This window comes from Vibrio penaeicida, assembly GCF_030689305.1.
Classification (GTDB): domain Bacteria; phylum Pseudomonadota; class Gammaproteobacteria; order Enterobacterales; family Vibrionaceae; genus Vibrio; species Vibrio penaeicida_B.
The window spans coordinates 35,575-56,294 of sequence record NZ_JAUYVM010000005.1; the positions used below are offsets into that span (position 1 = coordinate 35,575).

General features: G+C 44.3%; 21 protein-coding genes. 6 read left to right on the forward strand and 15 right to left on the reverse strand.

The genetic code is table 11. The annotated features are described in order from the left end of the window. Window positions 1-4: 4 nt before the first annotated feature. The 7 genes from rbsK to Q8W40_RS09885 all read right to left on the reverse strand — a co-directional run bounded on the left by rbsK (window position 5) and on the right by Q8W40_RS09885 (window position 6,428). On the reverse strand, window positions 5-922 hold the full coding sequence (rbsK, locus tag Q8W40_RS09855; RefSeq protein WP_305396996.1) for a ribokinase: 918 nt from the start codon (window positions 920-922) through the stop codon (window positions 5-7). 155 nt (window positions 923-1,077) lie between these two features. Next, window positions 1,078-1,956 (reverse strand): ribose ABC transporter substrate-binding protein RbsB, encoded by an 879-nt coding sequence (gene rbsB, locus Q8W40_RS09860; RefSeq protein ID WP_305396997.1) that lies wholly within the window; start codon window positions 1,954-1,956, stop codon window positions 1,078-1,080. Window positions 1,957-2,018: 62 nt separating this feature from the next. After that, window positions 2,019-2,186, reverse strand: coding sequence for a hypothetical protein (locus Q8W40_RS09865; protein WP_305396998.1), 168 nt, complete (start codon window positions 2,184-2,186; stop codon window positions 2,019-2,021). Between the two features lie 64 nt (window positions 2,187-2,250). After that, a complete protein-coding gene (gene rbsC / locus Q8W40_RS09870; protein WP_224055720.1) occupies window positions 2,251-3,234 on the reverse strand; it encodes a ribose ABC transporter permease in 984 nt (327 codons plus the stop codon). Further along, on the reverse strand, window positions 3,231-4,736 hold the full coding sequence (rbsA, locus tag Q8W40_RS09875; RefSeq protein WP_305396999.1) for a ribose ABC transporter ATP-binding protein RbsA: 1,506 nt from the start codon (window positions 4,734-4,736) through the stop codon (window positions 3,231-3,233). Before rbsA ends, rbsC begins: the two co-directional genes overlap by 4 nt. A 41-nt stretch (window positions 4,737-4,777) precedes the next feature. Continuing rightward, window positions 4,778-5,197 carry a D-ribose pyranase gene (gene rbsD, locus Q8W40_RS09880; RefSeq protein ID WP_305397000.1) on the reverse strand — a complete coding sequence of 140 codons (420 nt, stop codon included), beginning with the start codon at window positions 5,195-5,197 and terminating at the stop codon, window positions 4,778-4,780. A gap of 343 nt (window positions 5,198-5,540) precedes the next feature. Then, window positions 5,541-6,428: a LysR family transcriptional regulator gene (locus Q8W40_RS09885; protein ID WP_305397001.1), complete on the reverse strand. Its 888-nt coding sequence runs from the start codon at window positions 6,426-6,428 to the stop codon at window positions 5,541-5,543. 117 nt (window positions 6,429-6,545) lie between these two features. Here Q8W40_RS09885 and Q8W40_RS09890 point away from each other — a divergent pair, with 117 nt between their 5' ends. Both Q8W40_RS09890 and Q8W40_RS09895 read left to right on the forward strand, forming a co-directional pair. Then, a complete protein-coding gene (locus Q8W40_RS09890) occupies window positions 6,546-7,256 on the forward strand; it encodes an aspartate/glutamate racemase family protein (RefSeq protein WP_370693377.1) in 711 nt (236 codons plus the stop codon). Between the two features lie 17 nt (window positions 7,257-7,273). Beyond that, window positions 7,274-8,521: a dicarboxylate/amino acid:cation symporter gene (locus tag Q8W40_RS09895; RefSeq protein ID WP_305397002.1), complete on the forward strand. Its 1,248-nt coding sequence runs from the start codon at window positions 7,274-7,276 to the stop codon at window positions 8,519-8,521. Window positions 8,522-8,678: 157 nt separating this feature from the next. On the opposite strand, the gene Q8W40_RS09900 is transcribed toward Q8W40_RS09895, so the two are convergent. Then, window positions 8,679-9,308 (reverse strand): LysE family translocator, encoded by a 630-nt coding sequence (locus Q8W40_RS09900; protein WP_305397003.1) that lies wholly within the window; start codon window positions 9,306-9,308, stop codon window positions 8,679-8,681. A gap of 326 nt (window positions 9,309-9,634) precedes the next feature. Between Q8W40_RS09900 and Q8W40_RS09905 the strand changes: the two genes are divergently transcribed. Next, on the forward strand, window positions 9,635-10,171 hold the full coding sequence (locus Q8W40_RS09905; RefSeq protein WP_305397004.1) for a nucleotidyltransferase family protein: 537 nt from the start codon (window positions 9,635-9,637) through the stop codon (window positions 10,169-10,171). Window positions 10,172-10,305: 134 nt separating this feature from the next. Here Q8W40_RS09905 and Q8W40_RS09910 read toward each other — a convergent pair whose 3' ends face one another. Together Q8W40_RS09910 and Q8W40_RS09915 are read right to left on the reverse strand one after the other, a co-directional pair. Beyond that, window positions 10,306-11,388: a rhomboid family intramembrane serine protease gene (locus Q8W40_RS09910; protein ID WP_305397005.1), complete on the reverse strand. Its 1,083-nt coding sequence runs from the start codon at window positions 11,386-11,388 to the stop codon at window positions 10,306-10,308. A 2-nt stretch (window positions 11,389-11,390) separates the two neighbouring features. After that, window positions 11,391-11,963 (reverse strand): hypothetical protein, encoded by a 573-nt coding sequence (locus Q8W40_RS09915; RefSeq protein WP_305397006.1) that lies wholly within the window; start codon window positions 11,961-11,963, stop codon window positions 11,391-11,393. Window positions 11,964-12,146: 183 nt separating this feature from the next. Here Q8W40_RS09915 and Q8W40_RS09920 point away from each other — a divergent pair, with 183 nt between their 5' ends. After that, window positions 12,147-12,278, forward strand: a complete 132-nt coding sequence (locus Q8W40_RS09920) for a hypothetical protein (RefSeq protein WP_305397007.1) — start codon at window positions 12,147-12,149, stop codon at window positions 12,276-12,278. Window positions 12,279-12,281: 3 nt separating this feature from the next. Here the strand turns inward: Q8W40_RS09920 and Q8W40_RS09925 are convergent, their stop codons facing one another. Then, on the reverse strand, window positions 12,282-13,160 hold the full coding sequence (locus tag Q8W40_RS09925; RefSeq protein WP_305397008.1) for an NAD(P)-dependent oxidoreductase: 879 nt from the start codon (window positions 13,158-13,160) through the stop codon (window positions 12,282-12,284). Window positions 13,161-13,802: 642 nt separating this feature from the next. Between Q8W40_RS09925 and Q8W40_RS09930 the strand changes: the two genes are divergently transcribed. Then, window positions 13,803-16,352: a dermonecrotic toxin domain-containing protein gene (locus Q8W40_RS09930; protein ID WP_305397010.1), complete on the forward strand. Its 2,550-nt coding sequence runs from the start codon at window positions 13,803-13,805 to the stop codon at window positions 16,350-16,352. Between the two features lie 399 nt (window positions 16,353-16,751). Here the strand turns inward: Q8W40_RS09930 and Q8W40_RS09935 are convergent, their stop codons facing one another. The 4 genes from Q8W40_RS09935 to Q8W40_RS09950 form a co-directional block, all read right to left on the reverse strand. Then, entirely contained in the window at window positions 16,752-17,468 is a 717-nt protein-coding gene (locus Q8W40_RS09935; RefSeq protein WP_101111804.1) for a YebC/PmpR family DNA-binding transcriptional regulator, read from the reverse strand. A 110-nt stretch (window positions 17,469-17,578) separates the two neighbouring features. Further along, window positions 17,579-17,788 (reverse strand): DUF3283 family protein, encoded by a 210-nt coding sequence (locus Q8W40_RS09940; RefSeq protein ID WP_104398728.1) that lies wholly within the window; start codon window positions 17,786-17,788, stop codon window positions 17,579-17,581. Window positions 17,789-17,940: 152 nt separating this feature from the next. Then, window positions 17,941-18,537 carry a short chain dehydrogenase gene (locus Q8W40_RS09945; RefSeq protein ID WP_305397011.1) on the reverse strand — a complete coding sequence of 199 codons (597 nt, stop codon included), beginning with the start codon at window positions 18,535-18,537 and terminating at the stop codon, window positions 17,941-17,943. A 28-nt stretch (window positions 18,538-18,565) separates the two neighbouring features. Further along, the gene (locus Q8W40_RS09950) at window positions 18,566-19,537 is read right to left on the reverse strand and encodes a haloalkane dehalogenase (protein ID WP_305397012.1); all 972 of its coding nucleotides are present in this window, start codon (window positions 19,535-19,537) and stop codon (window positions 18,566-18,568) included. Between the two features lie 104 nt (window positions 19,538-19,641). Here Q8W40_RS09950 and Q8W40_RS09955 point away from each other — a divergent pair, with 104 nt between their 5' ends. Next, window positions 19,642-20,502, forward strand: coding sequence for a LysR family transcriptional regulator (locus Q8W40_RS09955; protein ID WP_305397013.1), 861 nt, complete (start codon window positions 19,642-19,644; stop codon window positions 20,500-20,502). Window positions 20,503-20,720: the final 218 nt, after the last annotated feature.

Consider the following 20,720-nt stretch of genomic DNA (forward strand, 5'->3'; position numbering starts at 1 on the left):
CCGTTTAATGGTCAGCAATAAATGCCTCGACTTCTTCACGAGTCGGAATAGATGTTTGCGCTCCGAAACGAGTAACGGAAATGGCTGCCGCAGCATGCGCAAAGTGGATAGCTGATTCTAAAGGCATATCTTCTAATAAACCAGTGACCAATGCCCCATTAAACGTATCTCCTGCAGCCGTTGTATCCACAGCGTCCACGCGGAATCCGGGTACCGATTCACCTCGCCCATTCTGGCTAAGCCATACGCCTTTCGCCCCCAGTGTAATCATAACGATTTCGATCCCTTTTTGGTGCAAGACATCCGCCGCTCGCTGTGCAGATTCATCGTCGGTAACCGTAACTCCCGTTAACACTTCTGCCTCGGTTTCATTTGGGGTTATTACGTCGACACATTCAAGCAAACTGTCGGGTAATTCACGGGCGGGGGCGGGGTTTAAGATAACGTTGGTACGGCTTTTCTTCGCGATTTGAGCGGCTTTTTCAACACCGTCCAATGGCGTTTCTAGCTGCATTAATAAGAAATTCGCACTGCGAATCTGCGCTAGATTCGGCTCCAATGCTTGTGCGGTTAATTTTGCGTTAGCCTCGGCAGACAAACAAATGGTGTTTTCACCACTATCTGAGACTTGAATCATGGCGATACCCGTAGGGCAGTTGGGCTGTGCTTGAACACCAGAAATGTTGATACCATCCGATTGGAAGCTTTCACGTATATTGATGCCAAACGCATCATCACCCACACACGCAATAAAATCGACGTCGGCTTTCAAACGTGCTGCTGCAACCGCTTGATTGGCACCCTTGCCACCGGGAATAACCTGATAATTCTCCCCGTGCAGTGTTTCTCCGGGTCTCGGAAAAGAAGGGACTTGAAGAACGTGGTCTGCATTAACACTACCTAAAACCACTAACTTATTCATACGGTTGTCCTTGGGTCAATTTGAACGTTTTGAATGTCACTATGATACAAAAATGGAAAGACCTTAGGGTCTGTATTAGAAAGTGCCCCCTCCTCCAACGACAGGAGATTTAAGAAGAAGAGGGCAACATGTTTTCTATTTGAATCTGTTTACGGTTACTTCGTCACCACTTTTAGTGGTACAGGAATGTACGCTTTCACTTTCCCACCGTTTAACACTTTAACGGCATTTTCTACACCGAGTGCGCCAATCATATCGGGTTGTTGGGCGATCGTTGCCGCAAGCTTGCCACGGTTAACCGCTGCGATACCATCATCTGTGCCGTCGAAACCGACGATCATCACATCTTTACCTGATGCCTGCACAGCACGTAGCGCGCCTAGAGCCATTTCATCATTTTGTGCGAATACCGCTTGTACGTTCGGGTTCGCAGCAAGCAGGTTCTCCATAACATTCAACCCTTTAGTACGGTCAAAATCCGCAGGCTGACTGGCAAGCAGTTCCATCTGGCTGCCCTCTACCGCTTTCTTGAAACCTTCACCACGTTCGCGTGCAGCCGACGTACCTGCAATGCCTTCAAGTTGAATAACTTTCGCTTTCTCGCCTACTTTTTCAACGATGTAGCGCCCAGCCATTTCACCGCCTGCCACATTATCCGAAGCGATATGGCTGACGACTTCACCACGGCTTGCGCCTCGGTCGAGGGTTAAAACTGGTATATTCGAACGGTTAGCAATGCGAATGGCATTGGACACGGCATCAGAATCCGTTGGATTAATGAGGATGGCTTTCACTCCGCGAATGGTTAAGTCTTCTACGTTCGAAAGCTCTTTACTTGGATCGTTTTGAGAATCCAATACGATCAGTTTGTAACCAAGCTCTTCCGCTTTGGCTTCCGCGCCATCTTTCATCGTTACGAAGAATGGGTTGTTCAACGTTGAAAGTACAATCGCCAAGGTATCTTGTGCCTGTGCCGATACCGACACAGTTGAAGAAAGCACAGCAGCAGAAATAAGAGTTGTAAGTTTTTTCATTGTTATCGTCCTTTTTGTAGGGTTGTCACCAAAACCGTGGGTAGTGTGCATTCAATTGCTTCCTACCCGATGGTGTACAGAGATTCTGCGTCACGCTCGTATTCACACTGCTTTGAAGCCTCGCTGGTAAAACCAATTTTCACTTCAATGTTGGCAGTCTCTACCACAGCAAAAGAAATGCTTGTCGTTGATAAAAGAGTGAGCAAAATTTTTATCGTTTTCTTTTTCATCTTCTTCTCCAAGTCGGTAAGGGGGTTGTAAGTTCTCCCCAGTCACGATCTGTGTTGAGAAGAATTACTTGTTTTTGTTGTCTACCAGTACTGCCAGAAGAATCACCACAGCTTTAGCGATCATTTGGTAGTAAGAAGACACATCTAATAGATTCAGAGCGTTATTTAAGAAGCCGATAATCAGAGCACCAATTAACGTCCCCATGATGCGACCCTTTCCGCCCATTAGGCTTGTACCACCCAGCACAACAGCGGCAATAGCATCGAGCTCGTACCCCATTCCAGCGGTTGGCTGAGCAGAAGATAAACGTGATGTCACAATGATGCCGGCCAACGCCGCCAGCAGACCACAAATCGCATACACACCGATTTTTACGCGATCCACGTTGATACCAGAGAGGCGCGTCGCGGATTCATTGCCGCCCAAAGCGTAAACATAGCGGCCAAAACGCGTGTGATTGAGCAAATACCAAACCGCAGCAAACACCCCCACCATCAACCAAACGGGAACAGGTATACCCAACGCGTACCCCGTACCAAACCAAGCAAAGGCATCTGCGGTGTCGGTAAACCCTGCAGAAATTGGGCGACCGTCGGTGTAAACCATGGTCACACCGCGTAGTAATGTCATTGTTACCAGCGTCGCGATAAAGGCTTGAACTTTCCCTTTAGCGATAATGATGCCGCTAATGGCACCCAGTGCCGCACCAGCAAACAAAGCGGTAGGTACTGCAATTAGTACAGGAACTTCAATTGCAATTAGGCTGGCAGCAAATGCACCACACAAAGCCAGCACGGAGCCGACACTCAGGTCGATACCCGCCGTTAAGATAACTAACGTCATCCCTACGGCGATAATGGCATTAACCGATGTTTGACGAAGGATGTTAAGAATGTTGTCTACAGTGAAAAAATTCGGATTTAAAAACGACACCACAACAATCAAAAGCAGCAACGCAATCAGCGATTTTTGGTCGATTAGCCATTCTTTACTAAACAGTTTCTTGCCACTTTCCGGTGCGGATTTATCTAAGGTTTTGGTACTCATACTGCTTCCTCATTGATTTTCTTGCCTACTGCACACGCAAGCAGCTTTTCTTGGTCGGCATCTTTGGCATCAAACTCTCCACTGATGCGCCCTTCATGCATCACTAAAATACGATCACTCATGCCCAGCACTTCTGGCATTTCTGAAGAAACCAAAATGATGCTCATGCCTTCGCTTTTAAATTTATTGATAAGTTGATAGATCTCTTTCTTAGCGCCCACATCGACACCACGAGTGGGTTCGTCGAGAATCAGTACCTTGGGTTTGGTCATTAGCCCTTTGGCAATGGCGACTTTTTGCTGGTTACCGCCCGATAAGTTCCCAATAATTTGGTCGCGCGTTGGGGTTTTAATGTTGAACAGCTGAATGAAATCTTCTACCGCCATCGCTTCGTCACCATGTTGGATCTGCACGCCTTTGGTGAGTTGGTCCAACGCGCAAAGAGACATGTTTTCTTTTACCGACAACCCAAGTACTAAACCGTCGCCCTTTCTGTCTTCGGAAATGTATGCGATGCCATTTGATAAACCGTCTTGAGGGCTCACTGGGTTAATGGTTTTTCCATTCAAATTGATAACGCCACGCTCAATAGGCAGCGCGCCGTAAATCACTTTCATTAATTCCGTTCGCCCGGCTCCCATTAGCCCAGATACACCCAGAATTTCACCTCGATTAAGCGCAAAATTGATGTCGTGTACGCCCGATCCCGTTAAGCCGCGAACCTCTAAGCATATGTCTCCGTGGTTAACGTCAACACGCGGGTATTGTTCTTCCAATTTACGGCCGACCATCATTTCGATAAGCCCGTCTTCATTGGTCTCGTTAACCGCACATTCACCGATGAATTTGCCATCACGTAAAACGGTTATGTCGTCGCAGATTTCAAAGATCTCTTTCAATCGATGAGAGATGTAAACAATACCGCAGCCTTGATCTCGCAGTTCATTGATAACGCTAAACAAAGACTCCGTTTCCGTGTCGGTGAGCGCATCGGTCGGTTCATCCATGATGATGACTTTGGATTCAAACGACAGCGCCTTGGCGATTTCAACCATCTGTTGCTCGCCAAGACTTAAATCGCCCAATAAGGTTTTCGAGCTGTGCTTCACATTTAAGCGAGCTAATAAAGCGTCAGCCGCTTCATACATTTTTCGCCATTGAATACGCCCAAATTTATTGGTCTGCTCGCGCCCAAGAAAGATGTTCTCTGCAATGGTCAGTTCAGGAATGAGGTTCAACTCTTGGTGAATGATGCTGATACCCGCTTGCTGTGAGTCTCGTGGCCCTTTAAAAGCCGCGGGCTTATCTTGATAGCGAATGACACCAGAATCTTTGGAGTAAATGCCTGTTAAAACTTTCATCAGGGTTGATTTGCCAGCACCGTTTTCTCCCAAAAGCGCCATAACGCGCCCCGGATAAACTTTTAAGCTCGCTTTATCCAATGCTTTAACGCCCGGAAACGCTTTTTCGATATCGCTGAGTTGTAAAATGGCTTGAGTCATAATTTGTCCTCAACATTGAGAGGTTCAAAACATTGGAGAGGCTAAAAAACCACGCCAGCCTGAAAAATTACATTTGCGTAAGGCGTGCATTCGCCAGTGCGAATAACGGCTCGGCTTTGATGCGTACGCGTTTTAAATGCTTCATGGGAAACATAATGAATCGCGATACTTTTGCCGGAGTTCTGCTCTTCTTTCTTTAACTCCGCCACCAACATACTGTGATGTTCTGGGCTAATTTCCGCAAATTCATCGGCGATAACAACGCCCTCTATTTGGCACTCAGACAACACCGCTTTAACCGTTTCCAAAAACTGGGGTACGCCATGCGTCAGTGCTAAATCAATTCGCTGAACCGCTTCTGGAATCGGCAAGCCTGCATCACAAATCGTGATTTCATCGGTATGACCTAACGTGGCAACCAGATACGACAATTCCGAGTTGATGAGGGTACTTTTCTTCATTTTCATACCTTTAATGGTTAGGCGAATTGCCCTAAATCGTAGCTAAAAGTCATAAAAAACATGCAAAAAGCTCTAATCTTCTGATAAACATCACCATCTGCATTTTTATAGCTACAGGCTATTTATGTTGGTTTTCTTTATTGTTAGAAAACTCATCGAAACGTTTCGATGACTGTATCGCTAAAATTTTTTTTTGCATCACAGCGGCAATTAATGTGTGATTTTGATCTTCCAAATAAGGAAATGAAGATGGGAAAAAGTGAGGGCGATCACTGATGATTTAACCGAAACGCCCAAAGTGAATACATAAAATAACCGGGTTACATAAATCTATACCAATGGTTTATACCACTGCTGCAAGCTCTCTTAACCCATGCCAGATATGCTCTCCGGCTTTATGCAACCTCGCTTGATAGCGGTAAGCGTAGAAAGAGATAGGGCAAATCAGATCGTCTGCCCCTACTACGGTAAGCTCGTTGTTTCTTAGTTCCTTTTGAATGGCGTAATCTGGCAGCCACGCAACACCCGCCCCGTTTAGCACTTGAGTTTTTAGCAAATCCGTCATGGACGACGTAAATACCACATCCAAAGTAGAATGAGGGCGCACTTTTTCAACCTGTCTCCCCATGTACGAATTTAGGCTGTATGCCAAATAGGGGATCGTTTCTTGGCTTTCTAACTGGTAAATCGCTTGGCCATTTTCGTCACAAGCACACACAGGTAACAGCTTGGCATCGCCCACTTTCAAAGACATATAAGGCGGTAGCCTTAACCTTTCATCATCGAATGCGAGCAAAATATCGCACTCTCCTTGTTGCAGCGCTTCAATTGCCCGATCCACATCGATCGCTTCTACGCTCAAAACTGGCTTGATGCTTTCACTGTTTCTCATTGTGTGAAGTTTAGGCACCAAACTGCTTGCCAGAGAATGCGCCGCCGCTATTTTGACCACGTTGCCATCAAGCCGAGATATTCCCAATAATTGATCGACAGAATCGGTAATTTGAATCAACAAATTTCGGGCTGACGTTCGGAATACTCGCCCACTTGGGGTCAACTCAATGGGGACTTTGCTTCTATCGATCAACTGTGAGCCCAATGCCTCTTCAAGCGATTGAATCCTCCGGCTGAATGCGGGCTGCGTCATGTTTCTGAGTTGCGCCGCTTTGGAAAAGCTTCGGTATTCGGCTAGCGCTTCAAAATCTTCTAACCATTTACTTTCTATATTCATACGCTTCCCTAGTTTTCTCGACTTGCACTTACATTATGCATAACTTGCATGAAGCAAAGAAACTCGGCATTTATCAAACGATCTTTCGTGGCGTAGATTAGTTCCATGCTTACTAATATGAATAATATCAGAATGGACAGAGTTATTGGTGTTCTTGGTGGTATGGGACCGCTTGCTACTGCCGAGTTTATGAAGAAGGTCATATTACACACACCCGCAAGTGTCGATCAGGAACACATCCCTATGCTTATTCGGAATATTCCACAAGTCCCTGATCGTACAAATTTCTTGATGGGTTTTGGGACCGATCCTTTTGCCGCGCTTGAACACGGTTTTGGAGAACTACTCAAAGCTGGGGCGACGTGCATTGTTATCCCCTGCAATACGGCTCATCACTGGTACGAGCGCCTCATTCATAACAGACACGTTCACACAATTAGCATTATCGAAAGTGTCGTTGAACAGGCTATCTCCCGTGGTTTTAAACGCGTTGGCATACTGGCCACCGATGCCACTATTCAAACCAACTTATACCAATCTTCATTAGAGCAGCATGGCATTGAAGCGCTCGTCCCTAACCACTGGCAGCAAACGGCCGTCATGGAGGGGATTAAAGCGGTGAAATCTGGGCATTTGAACGTTGCCACCAATATTATCGAGCCCATTTTTGACGAATTGGTAAAGCGCGGTGCTGACGCGGTGATCTTAGGGTGTACTGAGATCCCTGTTGCTCTAGAAAAAATCGAACAAGAAGTGCCTGAGAAATGCTTGGACTCTTTAGAAATTTTGGCTCAAAAGTGCGTACTTTGGGCTAAGTCATCGGCATAAACTAAATTGGAATTACTATGGATAGCTCAAATAAAATGGACGTTTCATCCCCCGAAAAAGGGATCGCTCTCTGGAAAAAAATCTTTATTGGTATGCTTTTCGGCATCGTCGTTGGCATTGTTGCTGGGCCGGATGCGGTACTGCTAAAACCCATTGGCGACATTTTTCTTAACGCGATAAAAATGCTCATTATTCCTCTTGTATTTTGTTCTCTCGTTGTGGGTGTTACCGCGATAAGTGACACTCAAAAAATGGGAAGAATTGCAGCAAAATCAATCGGTATATATCTTTTAACTACGGCTCTTGCCATCAGCCTAGGCTTGATCGCTTCTTCACTGATTTCGCCAGGGGTGGGGTTAGAAATGAGCCTTTCCTCCACACAAGTCGCCTCCAAAGCTGAGCCTTCGTTTTTGGATACTTTGATAAATCTGGTCCCCAAAAATCCCATTAGCGCTTTGGCCTCTGGTAACGTTTTGCAAACCATTGTTTTCGCTATTGGTCTTGGGATAGCGCTGTCGTTAAGTGGTGAAAAAGCCAAGCCTGCGGTTCGAGTCTTCGAAAGCTTGGCTGAAGCCATGTACAAGCTCACCTCACTGGTGATGAAGTTTGCGCCCTACGGTATTTTTGCGCTTATCGCCGTGGTAGCAGGACAATATGGATTGGACATTTTACTGCCGCTTATCAAAGTGATTTTTCTGGTGTACTTATGCTGCATCATACAAGTGTTGGTGGTGTATTCGGGCATATTGAAAGTGGTCGCTAAACTCAGCCCAATTCACTATTTGCGAGCTTTAGCTAACCCTGCCGCTGTCGCTTTTACTACAACCAGCAGCTCGGGAACATTACCCGTAACCATCCGTACAGCCCATGAAGAATTGGGCGTGTCCCGCGAAATTTCGAGCTTTGTATTGCCCCTTGGTGCAACAATTAACATGGATGGTACAGCCATTTATCAAGGTGTGGCGGCCATATTCATTGCACAAGTCTTTGGCGTTTCATTGGATGTGCAGGATTACCTCATGATCATTATGACCTCTACGTTAGCATCGATAGGTACGGCTGGCGTTCCTGGGGCTGGTTTGATCATGCTGTCTTTGGTTTTATCCACGGTAGGGTTACCGCTGGAAGGACTTGCGATTGTCGCTGGTATCGACCGAATCCTTGATATGGCTAGAACCAGCGTGAATGTGTGCGGTGATCTTATGATTTCGGTGTTAATCAGCAAAAGTGAGAAAGGATTGGATACGTCCATCTACGAGAAGTAAAACATTTTCCTTCCCTTAAGCCTACAAGGCTTTTGCCAGCCGCGACCCGGTTGGCTTTTTTTGAAGGTTCAAAGCGAAGGTTACTCTCTCATCACTTAACGCCCCAGCACTATAAGACATAGAACTGGGGCGATTTTTACAGTGTAAATCTGGTCAGCTAGATTCGAGTATTGGTTAACGTTGCACCAAACCCGATAAACAATGTGCCACTCACATAGTTGAGCCAGCGAGACGTTTTAGGTGCCGATAACCAAGCTTTCAATTTGGTGGCAAAAAAGATCACCACAACAAACCAACTTCCCACAACAAGAGATTGAACCCCACCAAGTAGCATGCTCTGTTCAAGAATGAAGTCTGGCTCGACAAATTGTGGAAATATCGACAGATAAAAAAGCACAATTTTAGGGTTGAGAAGGTTTGTTAGCAGCCCTTTAATAAAACCGCTGGAAAGGGTTTCGGCTTTAGGCACTTTCTGGGTATCAAGCTCGATTTTAGTCATTCGTAGCCCACTGCGAATGTTCGAGAAGCCCAACCAAAGTAGGTAAATGACACCCACCCATTTAAATAGGGTAAACGCTGTAGCAGACTGAGACATTAAAAGGCTCAACCCCTTTGCAGAGATAAAAGCGTGGATGAAAAAGCCCACCGCAAAACCAAAAATATTCGCCAATGCACAGCGCTTTCCAGCCGTGATAGAGGTATGCAGAATAAGTAACGCATTCGGACCAGGTACGATAGCCAGTAAAAAGGTGATACCAGCGAAAGCAATTAGAGTATCAATAGTCATTGTTTGCTCCTGTTTCGAAAATACATGTTTGTATTTCCTATATAAAAACGTGACGCACTCATCACGTAAGATGTACAAGAGATAAGGGAATCTCTCTCATGTCAGGAGCAGGGTGGGCAGCGGTTACAGCCACAAAGAGCGGCTTTAACTACCGATAAATTCGTGCACATATCAGTAACTCAAACTCATTGATGTTCAATCGATAATCACATTATCATTACCGCTATTCAAGGCATAACGTAACGCAAATGCTCCATTCTCGATAGTGATAAATCGGAGCGTCTGAACGTTACGTAAATAACCTCAACATGTGGGTGATAACATACATGAACGCCATTATTGAACTTCTTAAACGCGATCCTTTACGGCAAAAAGCGTTGGAGACAGTTGCTGAACTTGATCTTCCTCAAGGCTATTTGGCCGCCGGATTTGTACGGAACTTAGTATGGGATCATCTGCATCAAAAGTCGGTGCCCACGCCACTCAATGACGTGGATGTGATTTACTTTGATACGAGAGAGTACGATTCCCAACAGTATTTTAAGTACGAAAACGTGCTCAAAACCCGTATGCCTCAACTCAATTGGCAAGTGCGAAATCAAGCCACAATGCACTCTCGTAATGGCGATTTACCTTACAAAAGTTCGGTGGATGCAATGAGCTACTGGCCCGAGAAAGAAACGGCAATAGGGGCAAGAATTATCGATAAAGGGCAGTATGAACTTGTCTCGGCGTTTGGCTTCGACTCACTGTTTGATTTGAAAATCACCCATAATACGAAGCGCTCTTTTGCCATATTTGAACAACGCATCGCAAATAAAAACTGGCTTAAACAATGGCCCAAATTAGAAGTTAGAAGTTAGAAGTTAGAAGTTAGAAGTTAGAAGTTAGAAGTTAGAAGTTAGAAGTTAAGCAATAAAAACGAACAAACTAAGAAGAATATCAACACAAAGGCTGCGCAAGAACGCAGCCTTTGTGCTTGTAGCCTAATCAACTGTTATCGCTGAATCTTGACCGCATCGTGGCTGAGCAAGTTAATCATTGGGTTGTCCGCCAATACTCGCTCTTTCATCCAATAAGCCACCAGCAAACCCGCGAAGAAGCCTCCCAAGTGCGCAGCATAGTCCACCCCTTGGTTCGCCATGATCATTCCAAAGAGGTTAAACCCTAACCATATGATAAAGAAAAGAATCGGCGAGATTTTCTTTTGGAAAACAACAATCATAAACGTCAAGCTTGCGTGGCGGAACCACAACAAGTAAATACCAAAGAAGCCCGCTATCGCACCGCTCGCACCAACCGATGGGATCAAGCCATCCATATTGGAGGCAAAACTCACCAATGAGGCAGCAATACCACAGAAGAAGTAGAGAGCAAGGTACTTTTTATGCCCTACAGCGTCTTCTATGTTGTCTCCAACCACATACAAAAAGTACATGTTTCCAGCAAGGTGCATAAAGTCGCCATGCAAGAATGTGGCAGTCACGAGTGTCCATAATTCTCTTCCCGCCAATATGTCCGCTGGCGTCATGGCAAGGTGTTCAATAACCCAATCGGTAGTTTCGTAACTGAATGCATACAGAGAAAAAATGATGCAGTTAAGGGCGATGATGATCCAGTTACACCAAGGTAATGTCTTGGGTTTCAAATTGTATTCGACGGGCATTTGAGTCAAGAATTGAAAGAGATACGTTTTCCAGCTGATTTTTTGGTTCAATTCTCCCAAGATTTTACGGAGTTCAGGGCTGCGCTCTACCGCTTCTAATTCATCTTTATCAATCCAACTGCCATCGCAAGAACGACAAATGTCGATTTCATGCTGATAGCTTTGCAATAAGTGGTGGCGCTCCATTGGTTTGGCGCAATCTGGGCATTGGTATTCTGACTCTCCCAATTCTTCACCAAAATGCTCGCTGTAGCATTCACCTATAGGGCCGTCATTGACTTCATCGATCAGTCGGTTAACTTCGTTTTTTTCAAACCAAAGCCCACCACATTCTAAACAAATATCAATTTCTTCACTTTCGTATTGTGTGGCATTCAATTGGGAGTTATCACATTTTGGGCACTGCTTAGTCATGGCTACTGACCTCCTTTGATTGAGCCTATCACGACACCATTTTTAGCCAACTCGGTTTTAAGCTGATTGGCACTTTTTGCAATATTCGGCAAGGTTTTGTTCTTCATATCATCAACCAACAGTTGCAGTTGATCGCCAGCGTATTTTGCCCCTAACCTACGCGCCATTGCTCTATCTAAAATGTCTTCTGATTTGGCATAAAAGCGGCGGGCAGCCGTTAGCACTTCATTTGGGGTTTCCAATGTGGTGGGGTTGTATTTCATCGTTTCCCAAATGTATTTGCTCATATCTGGGCGATTGTCTTTCATTTCTTGTGCTGGCGGATTTCGAGAAAGGTAATCATTGATATAAGCCTGCAAATCGTTGGTATTGTCCGTAAGCTCATCATGCAGTGACATGCGAAGATAGTAGTTATCTTCCATTTTGCTGTAGGTATCAAAGGTAAGCGCCTGCTGCAAACCACTCTGGGCCGCTAGGTAAACACCGACAATGGTCGACACAATCATAAACATTTGATTGAGCCAAAAGCCTGAGCTTCTCAGCTCTTTATTATCCAACTGCTCTTTAAGTTTCAAAACAACGTCCTTTACTTTTTTATTCGATATTCACTCTTACTTTGCTCAAAACACGACTAAGCGCAACTGAGCATATCTGAGTGAATAAATACTAAATAAAACAAGATATTGTTAAATGACAAATGTAAGAAATGTTGAAATAAAGCAGGGGAATTTCAAAAGAAATGGAGGAAGCTCGCATAAGTGAAACGTTGGGAAGAGTGTCACGATGACAATCACTTCAAGAAGCTGGGTTGTGGCACGGACATCGTGCCACGTAAAGGGCGTCTACCGTCAGCGACGATAAAGCCTGATCCAAGGTATTCGAATTTGTAAAACTTAGCCTTTCTCGGCTTCAAGACGCACCGCTTTTAGCAATACCGATGTGTCCATTCTACCTTCACCGGATTCAGACAAAGCCTTATAAGCGTTATTGGTTTTCTCGGTCAATGGCAATTGTAGCCCTTGTTTATTGGCTTCATCTAGGCAGAAGCCTAAGTCTTTGATCATCCAATCGATGGCGAAGCCAAAATCGAATTTGTCTTGCGACATGGTTTCGGCTCGGTTCTCCATTTGCCAAGATCCCGCTGCGCCATTCTTCAAGCAATTCACCAACGTTGGGATATCTAAACCCGACTTTTCAGCCAGAAGTAACCCTTCGGAAAGGCCATTTAGCACACCAGCAATACAGATTTGGTTGACCATTTTTGCGCGCTGCCCTTGCCCAACTCTTCCCATCAAAACGGAGGATTTGCCATAGGCATTAAATATTGGCTGTAACGCATCAAACAAAGCTTGGTCGCCGCCACACATGATGGTCAGAACGCCATTTTCAGCCCCCGCCTGCCCGCCCGATACCGGAGCGTCCATAAATTGAATACCCGCGTCCTTCGAAGCCGTTTCCAGTTCTTCAGCCAATTGAGCAGACGTGGTGGTGTGGTCGACTAAAATCGCGCCTTGCTTCATGTTCACTAGTGCGCCAGATTTGCTGGTCGTCATACTGCGCACATCGTCATCATTACCCACACAGGTTAAAACAACGTCGGCTTCTTTCACGCATTCGGCAACGGTTTCTGCAATGTTGCCTTTGTACTTTTCCTGCCATGCCTGCGCTTTAGCAAACGTTCGGTTGAATACGGTAACTTCAAAACCTGCATTCACTAAGTGCCCTGCCATGGGAAAGCCCATCACACCTAATCCGATAAAACTCACTTTCATTATAATTCTCCTTGCTTCACTAAATTCTGGCTTTCTGGTCAGTCTATTTATCTCACTAATATACCAAGTAACCTCAAAATGCTTGGTTCAGCAAGAGTTAACTGTTTTTCACACAAGGCACCGATATGAAGATCTAGTTATTCTAAGTCAAGAATCGGTAACGCAGTATGAAAGACAGTTAAACTCGCTCTTGGTCGAATGACCTGATCTTAGAACGCGTAATGCGTTCCCTTCTTTACTTTACATTCTTATCCAGAACTCAAATTACTTATCCCTGTGATGAAGAGTGCTTAATATTAATATTACTTACTCCATAGATCAGTAACTTAATAATAAAATTGATATTTTTAGCGTAAATATCAACTCGCACTCTATTGATGGGAATAGTTACAATTAGACTTGAGTGTGGAAACAAAATCACAATAGAAAGATAAAATCGGAAATAGAAAACAGTATTTTATAAATTGAAAGAAGATCAACTAATGGGATCATTCCCATTGAGTCATTTCAATAACCCTATACTCTCTCCAATGCATGTAACCTAAAAAATTAATCAAATATAACCAGATAGTTAATAACCGTTTGCCTATCAAAGCTGTCTGTCGTTTGTATTTTTAATCGAACTGAAAATTGGGGATAAAAATGTTCAAAACTTCTTCTATATACAAATCCATTGTTTACAGCCTAACTATCGCGCCTGTATTGATTTCAACGCCATCAATCGCGACCTCTCTGACTGGGAATGAACTCAATTCCACAATTGTCGAAACCTCTAGGCTGCAACGCCAAAATCAAGAATTAAGCGCGTTATGGAAATCGCACGCGTTGACGGACTACGCCGATTTACTGGCAGACATTCCCGACCCAGCGAATATTGCACGGAGAGTACTCAAGCAAAAATACCCAAATATTGATCCGGATCGTACGTTCTATGTGTACTTCGGTGAAGAAGGGCGCTCTGCTCACAACTTCCTAGGCTGGGATCATTTCACCCCTATACACGCCATGACAATGACGCAAGCAGCCCTAATTGATACCTTCTCTTTAAGCTCGCCTGATGTATTAAATTCAGTAAGCGGATTTTATACCGTTGGCGCTGGCGCTGGCGCAAAAATCTACGACAGTACCAACCTAGTGAGAGTCTCCCCAGAAGACGTAGCCAAAACGGTTTGGGATGCCGATTTACAAACACAATTTGATAATGAAGTAGAAAAATTCTGGAACAATAACCTTGGAAAGTTTGTTTCAGCATCTAAAGACGCATTCAGAGTTTCAGGTTATAGCGCATTCCAGAAAAACGAAATCTCACGCTCTGCACTGACGATGATTCAGGACGTTTTAGACCATAACGCTTCCGTCAATATCTATCATATGGATATTTATGGTTACTCTTCCCCTGACATTTTATGGATCGAGCCCTCCACTAACCAAGGGAGTAAACTCCTTTATATTCCTGGGGCTAAAAAACCCTTTATCGAAGTCTCCTCGCTAACAGAACTAAGAGGAAAACTGGTTACTGACCTTAAAAATACAGCGAATCGAACCGCGTTAGCAGAGCACTTTAGTATCTACGATCGTCAGGATGGTACCTCATATTCAGGGGTCAATAGCGCCCTAAAAGGGATCGCGAATGGTCAATGGGCGTCTAGCTATATTATGACAAAGCATTCTCGCATTAGCGAAGACGCTTTCCAAAGCGTTGCAAAAGCGGTTATGGCTCGAAACATCAGCGACGGTGACATGCAGATTAAGTCCAACAGCGAAGTCACTCGTGATACCGCCCTAAGGACCATAGGCGCAATTATAAACTTACTCCCTGCCATGCAAATCGTCGAACCTGAAATCAGTATCCCGCTCGATCTGGTTATCTTAAATGCAACCAGTTTGGGGTTAAACATCAACAAAGCTGTTACAGGCGACACAGAAGCCGAACGAAACAAAGGGGCACTGGGTGCCGGATTAGACAGCGGTTTCCTTGCCGCTAGCATCATTCCCGTCGCCAAAAAACTGAGCGACTCAATAAAGACATCCGCGTCTCAATTACACCCAACAGGCAATGTAGCAGACATCATTGAATCGAGTGTTCCAGCTGAGTACGATCGATTGAACGTTGGAGATAACCCCGTGGTGGTTACCCACCCTCAAACGCAACAAGAGCTGTACATTGTACGTTTGACGGACACCAAACGAGTTGTCGCTATGCGACGTACACCTTCTGGAACGTTTATTGAAACTAACTTTGAATCCGGGCGGGATATTGCCAACAGCAGAATAGTAGAGACAACGGATCCCGTGACCAACCGTCGCCAATTCCTCGATAAAGGCGGCTTGTTTGGCGGTGGGAAACGAGGCTTTAAGTTAAAACTAAGTGCCATTGATCCTAATGTCATTCCAACAGCCAGTACAATTGAAGATGGTTACAGCATAGACAAGCGTAAACTCATTGCTGAGTCCAATGGCGCTAATTACTTCCATGGTAGCCGATCGTCCAGTTTACTGACGTTCAAGCTAGGCTCGGAGACCAATGGCGCTATTGAGCCAATGGGTCAACTCATTGAAAAGCGCGTATTTCCATTTTCTGGCGAAGCAGGAAACTCGTTGGCGGAAAATGCCGCCAATAGAAACCTAGTTTCTGTCGTCACACTTGATGAAGCAGGCTCAGCCTACGACTATGCAACGAACACAAGCCGAGCAGCGAAGTTCAATATAGACGTCGCGACACATGAAGCGATTGAGAACGAGTTAACGTTAAAGCAATACTCTGTATCCCCTAGTATTATTGACGATATTAAAGCGGGTAACGCGTACGCACCTCTGGATGGAATTCAGAGCGAAGTCGCGAACGTGGCTCGCGGAAAGCTCGCTTTAAATAACAACCGTGTTATTCGATTCAACGGACTTGCGCCAGCGGAAAAACAGCTTGTCCAGGAGGAGTTTCCCATTATGTATGGATTCGAACCTTCCCAGTTCAACATTGAGCCGATCCAATCTGACATAAAGGGAGAGTTTGGGGTTCGGGGAGGTGTACAAATGAACGAAATCAAGGTGATCTACACCACCGTAGACAAAGTTAGTGAAGTGTCCGCTTATCTAAATGACAATAACATCCACATCCCAACCAAAAGCTTTGAAGACATTCAGTTTAACGCAAATGAAGGAGCGGCAGGGCTAAGCAATAACTTTTTACGATAGCGGTGTTCGCAACCCGTACCTTCACAATATTTGAATTCGATGAAATGAACGTGACTATGACAAATTGGCGAACGAAAGACACGTCGTTTGATTCGGTCAAAACACGACAGCATTGAACTCAAACCCAATCGTGCCCGGTAGGATCCTCTATCGGGTATTATTCGCATTAAGTAAAAGCACAGAAATCAAGTTAATGACTTTGAATCTGGACATTTAAATGAAGGCAAATGAGAGAAGTTATGGACTTGGCTAAGGACTTGTTTAAGAAACATAAAAAATCCGAGTGTTAAAGTAACACTCGGATTTTGACATCCTTGTAGGATCGTTCAACCCATCATTTTTCTCTTAATTGATCGGTATTAAGCACTTAGGCTCGGTTTCTATCAATTAAGGTTGATATTACAGTTCAGCGTTATGGTAAACCTGCTGTACGTCGTCACACTCATCTAGCATGTCCAAGAATTTTTGGAACTTCTCTGCATCTTCGCCTGCGACTGGCGTGTGCGTTTGTGGGACAAACGTGATTTCTTCTACATCCATTGTCAAATCAGGGTATGCGCCTGTTAGAGCTGTCTTCGTTTTAAAGAATTCAGTGTGTGGCGCAAATACCGTAATTACACCATCTTCAAGCTCAACGTCAGTAACATCCACATCATCCATCATTAGCGTTTCTAAGATGATTTCGTCATCGTCGCCTTTGAACTGGAATACCGCTTGGTGATCAAACATGTGAGAAACAGAGCCTTCAACACCAATTTTCGCACCGGTTTTCACAAAACACTGGCGAATATCTTGGAAAGTACGGTTACCGTTATCCGTTAGGCAATCAACGATCACGCTTGTACCGCCAGGTCCAAAACCTTCATAGCGTGCTGGTTGGTAATCTTCACCGCCACCGCCATTCGCTTTATCAAGGGCTTTATCGATAACGTGCGCTGGCACTTGATCTCTTTTCGCTTTGGTAATCAGATGCTTAAGCGACAGATTCATGTCTGGGTCTGAACCACCGTTTTTCGCGCATACGTAAATTTCTTTACCGTATTTGGAATAAACTTTAATTTTTGCGCCTGCAGTTTTTGCCATAGAGGCTTTGCGCACTTCAAAACTTCTTCCCATCGGGATGTTCTCTCTGATTCAATTAATGCGAAAGATTGTATACCCAAACCAAGTCAAGATGCTAGATTCAGCGAGATTTGCTTGGCTTTGTTGGGTTTAACAAGGAGCGACTAAGCCACACCCATAACTCTTTTATATTTTGCTACCGACTGCTCGAATAACTCGACTTCTGATTCCAGCCTCAGTTTCGATTTGTGCTCAACCAGCACTTCAGGACCTGCCTGAGCTTGCTTGATTTTCCACACCAAAAACGAAGCTTGCTTGTCGATTTCTATTTCATTTTTCTCTTCAGAAGGGAGGAGCGAAAGGTTAAACGACATAGTAAGACCTGCATCGATAGTTTGAAAGGGCAAGAATATATCACAGCCTAAGCCGTTAGGTAGAGAGTTACAGGGGAATTCAAAAAGAAAAGTGACAGGAATCAAGAATGGAAACACGTGGCGGAATATCTGCAACCGTAAAATAACTGCAATTAAAGCCTCGCCGCTAGTACTTCTCCCGTCATCGAACCTACTGCACTTTTCAGGTAAGTCATGGCAACTTTTTCTGCTGGTACCCCATACTGGCTGTCTATTCCAAGCTGCTCCATGGATTCTTTGATAAAACCGGGGCTAACAACGTTTATTCTTTGCCCTTTTGGTAGTTCAAGTGCTGCGGAGCGTACAAAGGCCTCAATCGCCGCACAGCCCATTCCTATGGCAATGCTTCCTTCTATTGGTTTTTGAGCCGTTGCGCCCGATGTTAATGTTATCGAACCTTCTGGTTTTAAGAATCGACGGCCAACCTTGGCCACATTCACTTGTCCTAACACTTTGTTATCCAATACCGTTCGGTAATCGGATTCCGGCATGTCTGATAATGTGCCAAGGCTGCCGTTGCCTGCGGCACAAATAATGGCGTCTACCAGACCAATTTTTTCAAAGACTTCAGTAAGCGACGCCTCGCTTTCAATATCAGCACGTAACGCACCTTTCGTGTGCCCTATGGCAACGATGTCGTGGTCTTTCCCTAGATGCTTAGAAATGCCGTGCCCTACAATGCCATTCGCACCTATTACTATGATTTTCATATTTTTTCCTGTTTAAGCTGTTCTTGGGTTATTTGAAGTTAGTTTGAGCAAGCCACGCCATCATTTTTTCAGCGAGCTGTTCTGATTTGTCTTCTTGAAGAAAGTGAGAGGCACTCTCTATGGTGGAATGAGGCTGATGCTGCGCCCCTGTAAAGTTATTTTGAAACTTGATGTCGTAACCTTGATCCGCAAGAAACGGGTCTTCATTGCTGAATAGCGTTAAAACGGGTTTGTCCCATTGCTTCAAGTTCTGCCACGCTTCATTCACTTCGTTAAGGTCGGAAGCAACTATGGCAGGCATTTTTCTCGGGGCAGCATAGTATCGAGAGTCCGGAAATGGGGCGTCGTAGGCATTCATTTCATCTTGAGAAAGGTGCCGTGTTGTTAGCGCCTGAATTACTTTTCCTATTTCTAGCGTTTCGGAGTGTTTAAAATACCCTGCCCAATTGCCGTAGTTCATTTTATTAGACAAGGTTTCAATACTGGGTTTGCCCGCAAAAGAAGCCATTAACTTCAACACTTTTGGCATCATGAATTTTTCAAATCCACTCACCTCGGCTAATGCAGTATTGGCCAACACGAGCCTATCAAGCCATTCAGGTTGCTGCGCAAGTACCCGCAAACCAATCATTCCTCCCCAGTCTTGCATAAAGGCTGCGGCATTTTTCACTCCAAGCTTTTGTACAAACTCACTCATCCAGCGCACTTGGTTAGCGTAGGTTTGAACATCACTCGATGACGGTTTATCAGACTTTCCGAAGCCAATTAGGTCGGGGGCAATCACTCGATAACCGTCATTGACCAACAACGGAATCATATGGCGATACAAATAACTCCATGAAGGCTGTCCATGAAGCAAAAAAACGGTTTTCTTGTTGCCGATTCCTTCGTCTACGTAGTGCATGCGCATACCATCGACTTCGATGTAGTTAGGCGTAAATGGATAATCAACTAAATGTGAAAACGCACTCTCCGGTGTTCTTAATATTTGGCTATGCATGATCTTTCCTCTGTTCTTTGCCCTGTGCTGTATTTACAAGGTATGAGATATTAAGAGGCGAAAAAAGCATACGTTTTTGTACAAAATGGTCATATAATTAGACCATGATTGCATTAGAACATTTGCACGTTATCAACGTGATTCATCAAGAAGGCAGCTTTACCAAAGCGAGTGAGAAGCTTTATAAGGCTCGCTCGGCGGTTTCCTACTCTGTTAAGCAGGTTGAAGAGTTTTACGACATAGAAATATTCAACCGAGAAACATATCGACCAGAACTCACCCGAGATGGGAAAATTCTTCTCAATAAAATTCAGCACCTATTGCATGAAGCCAACGAGTTTGATCAATTCGCTAAGCAACTGAACAGTGAAGTAGAGTCTGAAATTCGCCTCAGTATCAGCGCAATATTCCCAATGAACCTAGTCACTCAATTATTGGCAGAGCTAAAAGCAACCTACCCTCAAACCATTATTCACTTGAATATCGAAACCGCGTCAGGCGAGAGAATGCTAAAGGATGAATTGGTTGATATTGGCATTTATGGTGGCATACAAAAAGACAACGACATTCAGTATCGCCAGATTGAGCAATTCAAGCTCCCTGTTTATGTCTCCGATCGTTTCCAAGCGAACGATATCCGTAACGTACAACCAGAAGAGCTCGCACAGCTTCCTCAGGTCGTCGTTAAGTCCTCGTATGGCAGCAGCCCAGATACCAATATTATGCGAGATGGAATCCAGTGGTATGTATCCGATCAACAGACCAAGAAAGCAATCATTTTGAGTGGTCTAGGCTGGGGAAGATTGCCTGAACATGAAGCAAATCTCGAAAAGATAGACAATAAGTTATTCGAAGTGAAGTCTCAGGAGACAATGCAAATTCCCATTTATGTTGCAAAGGTAAAATCAAAGTCTTTAGGCCTGGTTGGAAATATGATCTGGAACTTTTTCTCTTTAATTAAATAATAAATCTAATACCTCACATAAAATTATGTAATGGTAATAATAGGATTATTGAAACGTTATTACATACCAATCAAAATATTATAGATAATAATATTAAATATATGGATTTAAATTCAACACTCATTCAATTTAAATCTAAACTTAAAATTTCCCATTTGAATTACGATCACATTTGTTCTCATATTATTTATTGCAAATAATGATCTTTATTCACCTTT